The organism is Collimonas sp. OK607 (assembly GCF_900111995.1).
Taxonomy (GTDB): domain Bacteria; phylum Pseudomonadota; class Gammaproteobacteria; order Burkholderiales; family Burkholderiaceae_D; genus Collimonas.
The window spans coordinates 1-1,151 of sequence record NZ_FOKF01000089.1 but is presented as its reverse complement, the minus strand read 5'-3'; the positions used below and the strand labels follow the sequence as shown (position 1 = coordinate 1,151).

Genomic DNA, 1,151 nt, shown 5'->3' with positions numbered 1-1,151 from the left:
TCGTGTCGAACTTCTTGCGTTGCTTTGCCATGTACTTTTCCTCAGTTGATGGATTATCCACCCATTGAGGTGTCCGGCAAAATTAGACCACAGCAATATGCTTCCCGGTCAATAGCAGGCACCTAACCCGACAGACTTTTGCAAGTGGAACGTGGAAACCCCGTATCGCTCCTCTCGGGGACAGCAGACCGTAAGGTTTGCCAATGGCGGTGCGGGAACAGGATCGAGGACAAAGCGAACGCCGCCCTGTAATGGGACGGATAGGGGTTGCAACATCACCCCACGCGAAAGCGGGCAGACTTCCTCTTGGTCTCTCCTCACAAGAGAGTTTATAGAACCATCTTCACGGGAGGAAAGCAAATGAATGCTGCAACACTGGCGTGTGCACCTTCCGGCATGGCATGGGACGGCATCAATTGGGCCGATGTCCAGCGTCATGTAAGACGGCTGCAAACGCGTATTGTGAAGGCGACACAGGACGGTAGGCACAACAAGGCGAGAGCCTTGCAGTGGTTGCTGACCCACTCGTTCAGCGGCAAAGCACTAGCCATCAAGCGAGTGACTGGAAATAAAGGCAAGAACACCCCCGGTGTGGACAAGGTAACGTGGAAAACACCGGCGGCAAAGACCAACGCGATTGCGTCGATGAAGCGGCGGGGTTACTCGCCGCTTCCGCTTCGGAGGGTGTTGATTCCGAAGAAGAATGGCAAGACAAGGCCGCTCGGCATACCTGTAATGAAATGCAGGGCCATGCAAGCGTTACATTTGCTGGCACTGGAACCCATTGCGGAAACCACTGCTGACCTGAACTCGTACGGGTTCAGGCTGGAACGCTCAACTGCCGACGCAGGGGAACAATGCTTCAACTCTCTCGCAAAAAAGGTTAGTGCGGAATGGGTGCTGGAGGCCGATATCCAAGGCTGTTTCGACCAAATCAGTCATGACTGGATGGTGGCCAACGTTCCTACGGACAAGGCGACCCTAAAGAAATGGCTCAAAGCGGGATTCGTGTATCAAAACGAACTCTTCCCCACAGAGGCCGGCACCCCGCAAGGGGGCATCATAACGCCACCAACAACAGAGCAAACTGCCGTATAAAATTGGGGCTGCGCATTTCAAGGGAGTGCCTGGCGCCGTGGTCCAGAAGCTGT

Annotated in this window: 1 pseudogene; it reads left to right on the top strand. The window is 54.6% G+C overall.

What is annotated here, in order from left to right:
• Window positions 1–360: 360 nt before the first annotated feature.
• A pseudogene (locus BM029_RS25485) lies at window positions 361–1,089 on the top strand (reverse transcriptase N-terminal domain-containing protein); the annotation flags it as partial.
• Window positions 1,090–1,151 lie beyond the last annotated feature (62 nt).